Annotated in this window: 5 protein-coding genes; 2 read left to right on the top strand and 3 right to left on the bottom strand. The window is 44.2% G+C overall.

The annotated features are described in order from the left end of the window. Positions 1-37 precede the first annotated feature (37 nt). Both BXY_RS20320 and BXY_RS20325 read left to right on the top strand, forming a co-directional pair. On the top strand, positions 38-1,291 hold the full coding sequence (locus BXY_RS20320; protein ID WP_015532827.1) for an exonuclease SbcCD subunit D C-terminal domain-containing protein: 1,254 nt from the start codon (positions 38-40) through the stop codon (positions 1,289-1,291). Continuing rightward, positions 1,288-4,155, top strand: coding sequence for an AAA family ATPase (locus tag BXY_RS20325; RefSeq protein ID WP_015532828.1), 2,868 nt, complete (start codon positions 1,288-1,290; stop codon positions 4,153-4,155). The genes BXY_RS20320 and BXY_RS20325 overlap by 4 nt, the downstream gene beginning before the upstream one ends. Positions 4,156-4,174: 19 nt before the next feature. Here BXY_RS20325 and BXY_RS23945 read toward each other — a convergent pair whose 3' ends face one another. From BXY_RS23945 to BXY_RS20340, 3 genes are all read right to left on the bottom strand, one after another. Then, positions 4,175-4,750, bottom strand: a complete 576-nt coding sequence (locus BXY_RS23945; RefSeq protein WP_008021802.1) for a hypothetical protein — start codon at positions 4,748-4,750, stop codon at positions 4,175-4,177. Positions 4,751-4,755: 5 nt separating this feature from the next. After that, a complete protein-coding gene (locus BXY_RS20335; RefSeq protein WP_015532829.1) occupies positions 4,756-5,268 on the bottom strand; it encodes an RNA polymerase sigma factor in 513 nt (170 codons plus the stop codon). Between the two features lie 68 nt (positions 5,269-5,336). After that, positions 5,337-6,239 carry a vitamin B12 dependent-methionine synthase activation domain-containing protein gene (locus BXY_RS20340; protein ID WP_015532830.1) on the bottom strand — a complete coding sequence of 301 codons (903 nt, stop codon included), beginning with the start codon at positions 6,237-6,239 and terminating at the stop codon, positions 5,337-5,339. Positions 6,240-6,250 lie beyond the last annotated feature (11 nt).

The raw sequence follows: 6,250 nt of genomic DNA on the forward strand, positions 1-6,250 counted from the left end.
ATTTTTGCCTCTTGTTAGTAGAGATAGTTACAAAATTATGATACGTATATTACATACTGCCGACTGGCATTTGGGACAAACCTTTTTTGGATATGATCGCACGGGAGAACATGAGGTATTCCTGAATTGGCTGGCAGAAGAAATTCGTCAGAAAGAGATTGATGCATTGATTATAGCCGGAGATGTTTTTGATGTTTCCAACCCTTCCGCTGCATCCCAAAGCATGTATTATCAGTTTATTTATCGGGTGACAGTGGAGAATCCGAATCTGCAAATTGTCATTGTAGCCGGTAATCATGATTCGGCAGCACGTCTGGAAGCTCCTTTGCCTCTGTTGCAGGCTATGCGGACAGAAGTCAGAGGGGTAGTGCGCAAACTTGAAGGTGGAGAAATTGATTATGGCCATTTGATCGTGGAACTGAAAAACCGGAAAGGGGAAGTGGAACTGCTTTGCATGGCTGTCCCTTTTTTGCGCCAGGGGGATTATCCGGTCGTGCAGACGGAAGGCAACCTGTACGCGGAGGGAGTTCGCGAACTATATTCGCAGCTTCTGCAAAGGCTATGGAAGCAAAGGACAGCGAATCAGTCGATTCTTGCCATCGGTCATTTGCAGGCTACAGGATCGGAGATTGCAGAAAAAGATTATAGTGAACGTACTGTGATTGGTGGTCTGGAATGTGTATCGCCGGAAGCTTTTTCCGAACAGATAGCGTATACGGCATTGGGGCATATACATAAAGCGCAGCGAGTGTCGGGAAGGGAGAATGTGAGATATGCAGGAAGTCCCATTCCGATGTCTTTTGCAGAGAAACATTATCATCATGGAGTCGTGATGGTGACCTTTGACGGAGGTTGTGCAGTGGACATTGAACGGTTGGAATGCCCGAAATTAATCCCTTTGGTAAGTGTGCCGAATGGAGAACCCGCCTTGCCGGAAGTGGTGTTGGAAGCCTTGAAAGAATTGCCGGACACGGAAGAAACAGCTCCTTATTTAGAAGTGAAGGTATTGCTGGAGGAACCGGAACCCATGCTTCGGCAGGAGATTGAGGAGGCATTGGCAGATAAAAATTATCGATTGGCACGCATTGTGTCTACCTATCGCACCGATGTAGAAAATAAGGAGAAAGAAAACGAGAACTGGAAGAGAGGATTGCAGGAGATGTCTCCCTTGCAGATTGCGCAGTCTGCCTTTGAAAAGATTTATCAGGTGGAAATGCCTGCCGAACTGACAGGTTTGTTTCAGGAAGCCTATTTGGCTGCTACTCATAAAGAAGAGGAGGAAGAAGAATGAAAATACTGGCTATACGATTGAAGAATCTGACCTCGATAGAAGGGATGGTAGAAGTGGATTTTACAGCAGAACCATTACATTCTGCAGGTATATTTGCCATATCAGGACCTACGGGTGCCGGTAAGTCTACTTTACTAGATGCTTTATGTCTGGCACTGTATGATAAAGCTCCTCGTTTCGCAACTTCGGTGGAAAGTGTAAATTTAGCAGATGTGGGGGATAATCAGATAAATCAGTCCGATGTAAGAAATTTATTGCGCCGGGGGACAAGCGACGGCTATGCGGAAGTCGATTTCTTAGGTATTGACGGACGGCGTTATCGTTCTCGTTGGTCGGTACGGCGGACAAGAAATAAGATAAGCGGTTCTTTGCAGCCACAAACGCTGGAGGTGAAAGAACTGGATACAGAGAAAGAATTCCAGGGTACCAAAAAAGAGTTATTGATTCAGTTGGTGGAGCTGGTTGGTTTGACGTATGAGCAGTTTACCCGTACCGTATTATTGGCGCAGAATGATTTTGCGACATTCCTGAAATCGAAAGGGGCGGCCAAAGCGGAGTTGCTTGAGAAGTTGACGGGAACCGGTGTTTATTCCCGGATTTCTCAAGAAGTCTATGCCCGGAATAAGGCGGCACAGGAAGAAGTCACTTTGATTCAGAATCGAATGAATGTGATCGAATTGATGCCGGAAGAAGAATTGCTTGCTTTACAAAAAGAGAAAGAACTGTCGGCCGAAAAGCGTGTGACAGGAATCAAACTGCTGGCAGAGCAGAATGAACAACTGAATGTGGTTCGTTCATTAAAAATGCAAGAAGATCTTTGGAAGAAGAAGCAACAGGAAGAACAGGAGGAGCAAGCAAGATTGAAAATGTTACAGGGCGCATTGGCTTCACAAGAAGAAGGATTGGTGCATTTCAAGGCACAATGGGAAGCCATACAGCCGGACTTGAAGAAAGCCCGTCAGTTGGATGTACAGATACAGTCACAGCAGGACAGTTACACACAATCGAAACAGATGTTACAGTCCGCTAATAAACAGGTGTCGGAGCAGGAACAAAAAATGCGGATGGCTACGGAGCAGTTGCAGGTTTCTTATTCTTCTCTGAACCGTTTGCTGAATCATGTAGGAATAGAAGAAGCGTTGCAGCTAGAACAGGTGGAAGAAATTCTACGGCAGGAAGCAGACAAACTGACAGCCGGGATAAATACGAATGAAGAGCGGTTGTTGCGATTAAACTCTTTCGGATATCCGTTATTGACCGAAGAACAGATGAAGTTGCAAAAAGAGCTGACACGCCAACAGAATATCCGGCAATTGACGGAAACGCAGACGAAAACAAAGGCAGAAATAGAACGGTTGGAGAAAGAAACAACTGATTGCCTGAAACAATTGACGGAACAAGAAACCGCATTGAAAGTAACTCAACGCCTTTACGAAAATGCACGTATGGCAGTGGGAAAAGACGTGAAAGCATTGCGTCAGCAATTGCAGGAGGGGGAAGCTTGCCCGGTTTGCGGTAGTACGGCACATCCTTACCATCAGGAACAGGAGGTAGTAGATACTCTTTTCCGGAGTATAGAACAGGAATATAATGCAGCAGTAGCAAACTGTCAACAGATCAATAACCGGAGCATTGTTTTGCAACGTGATTGGACGCATCAGAAGATGGTGGACGGACAGATTGGAGAACAGTTGGCGGCATTGTATAAAGCTGGGATCGATGCTGGTAACGAAGAGCAGATACAACATCGTTTGACGGAACTGGCTGAACGTATTTTAGAATATCGTAATCTTTATGCAGAATGGCAACGCAGCGATGAAGAAATTAAAAAGATGCGTGCGCATTGTGAAGCTCTTCGTGAGAATGTATCTCTTTGTCGCCTGGCGATGCAGAAAGTATCGTCTGCTAAAGAACAGTTGTTATTACTGCAGAATACTGCTTCAGCCGAACAAAAGAGATTTGAAGTTATAGAGAAAGCGTTGAATGTGCTCCGTCAGGAACGTTCGCAACTATTGAAAGGAAAAAGTGCGGATGAAGCAGAGGCGGTCGTTGCAAAAAGAGAAAAAGAGCTGAATTTGGCTTTGGAGAAAGCACGCAAAGAAGTAGAGGCTGTGCACAATCGCCTTTCTGGTCTGCAAGGAGAGATGAAGCAAATTACGCTGGCTATCGGAGAATTGCAGGAGCAGTATAAAAAGATTGAGTCTCCCGAACAACTTCCCGAAATAATAAAGAAACAACAGGAGGAAAACCTGAATACCGAACGTGCTCTTTCTACTATGGAAGCCCGTCTGCTACAACAAGCAAAGAATAAGCTAACTGTGGAACAGATAGCGAAGGAACTGGCAGAGAAACAGACGATTGCCGAACGTTGGGCGAAACTTAATAAACTGATAGGCAGTGCGGACGGAGCGAAATTTAAAGTGATAGCTCAAAGTTACACTTTGAATTTGCTGTTGCTTCATGCCAATAAACATTTATCCTACCTTTCTAAACGCTATAAGTTGCAACAGGTTCCCGACACGTTGGCGCTTCAAGTGATAGATTGTGATATGTGTGATGAAATACGGACTGTGTATTCTCTTTCCGGTGGTGAATCATTCCTGATATCTTTGGCGTTGGCTTTGGGTTTGTCCTCCTTATCAAGCAATAACCTGAAAGTGGAATCTCTATTTATTGATGAAGGATTCGGCTCTTTGGATGCGGAAAGCCTGCGTACGGCAATGGAAGCATTAGAACAATTACAGATGCAGGGACGGAAAATCGGAGTTATTTCTCACGTACAGGAGATGAGTGAACGAATTTCTGTTCAGGTGCAAGTGCATAAGAAAGTGAATGGAAAGAGTGTGCTTACCGTTGTAGGGTAAGCACATCCATTATCTCCTTTTACATTAATTCATTCAATTCGCTTAAATTCTTCTTTATTTCGTGGATGCGATTTAAGAACTTCTTGCGGTAAATCCATAAAATCAATCCTAGTCCTCCGCCCCATAACAGGATAAAGAAGGCTATCATGCCTATTCCATATTGCCACACTTGCCAGTAGATAAATGAGAGTACAGCCAGTACCAAGAGGAAAGCAATGGCAATCAGCCGTTCTCTGATGGTCCATCGGTGTATACGGTTCACGCGGCTGATTACCTCTACCAGAGGCATCTCGTCTATTTGAGTCCGTTGGAGAAAGCGGGTGGTGACGATGTCCCAGCAAAGTGCGGGAATCCATGCGAAAATGATAATGATGTAGATCGGGTTCAATCTGTTGTGCAACAACACCTCCGCTAAAAACAAGATCAATATCGGCAAAGAAATCAGAATAAGCTTGATGTTCAGGCTGGCAATGGCATGGATACCTTTGTCTGCATGCCTTATCAGCTTTTCAAGCTCTTCTTCTTTGATGAACTCTTTATCTTTCAAGTGTTCATCCAGAGCATTCCAAGATTTTTTCAGTTCTTCCAGTTCCATATATCTTATTCCTCCTTTTTCATTCTTTTAAGTTTGTCTTTGATGCGGCTTAGTTTAGTCGCTACATTGGTAACCGTCAGTCCGGTAATTTCTGCTATTTCTTCATAACTTTTGTCTTCGAGATAGAGCAGGATAATTGATTTGTCGAGTTGTCCCAGCTGGTTAATCATTTGATAAAGCTGTTTCAGCATTTCGTTGATCGGGTCGTGTGCTTCTATGGTCCAGTCAGTATCTTTGGTGAGACTGACTATTTCCGGCACATTCTTTTCTTTACGATAAAAACTGATACAAGTGTTGAGGGCAATACGATAAATCCATGTAGATACTTTACATTCTTTTCTGAATTTAGGATAAGCTTTCCAAAGATTCAGTACCACATCCTGATAAAGGTCATTGAGCGGAGCATTGGGGTTGGCGTACAGATAGCACACTTTGTAGATCACCCGTTCATATTCGCGGATTACCGACAAGAACTCTTGCTCAATAGGAGGATTGGCTTCTGTTGTTTGTTCTCTCATGAAGTCTATGATTGCTTTTCTGGTTAGTTAGTCGTGAGAAAAGGAGAAAAATCACAGGAGAATGATGATTATTGAAGATTCGTTGCCAGAAATTTGCGCATTTCTTCGATGCTTTTTCCCCGGCGGCGGGTATAATCTTCGAGTTGGTCCTCTCCAATCTTTCCTACAGAAAAATATTCGGAAGCCGGATGCGAAAACATAAGTCCGCAAACAGAAGCGTGCGGATACATGGCCCCGTTTTCAGTCAATGAAATACCTATCTGTTTCATGTCCAGCAGTTCATCCAACAGGAAGTTGACAGACTGATCCGGTAAAGACGGGTAGCCGACGGCAGGGCGAATACCTTGATATTTCTCGACCAATAAATCCGCTATGCCCAGATTTTCTTCTTTGGCATATCCCCATGCTTCTTTTCGTACATACTCATGCATCTTTTCTGTTGCAGCTTCTGCCAGTCGGTCGGAGAGGGTTTGGACAAGCAAGTGTTTATATGGGTCCTGTTCATACAGTCCTTCCATGTCCGCATCAATAGAAGAAGCAAAAGCACCGATGGTGTCGGGGATACCGGAAGAAAGAGGACGAATAAAGTCGCTTAGACAAAGGAAAGGACTTCCATCTCTTTTGGGCGTCTGCTGACGCAGTAAAGGAAAGGTGACGAATTGGTCTTTTTCTTTCTCAATAATCAAATTATCTCCGTCAGCGTTCGCTTTACAGAGCTTGAATAGGGTCTTTACCTCATAATCCCGGTCGAGTAGATCAAGCATCCGGTTGGCTTCTTTAAATAGCTGCATGGCTTCGGAGGCCTTGCTACGTTCTTCTTCCGGAAAAGTCGTCAGCCACGAAGCACGACAGGCATCACATCCGTGAATGTTGGCGATGGCTGCAAAACGTGGCTGGAAACCCCATGCGTGGAAAAAGTAAATCCAGTTGATGTAGGGAGTGACTGTATGTATTTTATAAGATAGAATCATAATTTATACAA

The organism is Bacteroides xylanisolvens XB1A, assembly GCF_000210075.1.
GTDB lineage: Bacteria > Bacteroidota > Bacteroidia > Bacteroidales > Bacteroidaceae > Bacteroides > Bacteroides xylanisolvens.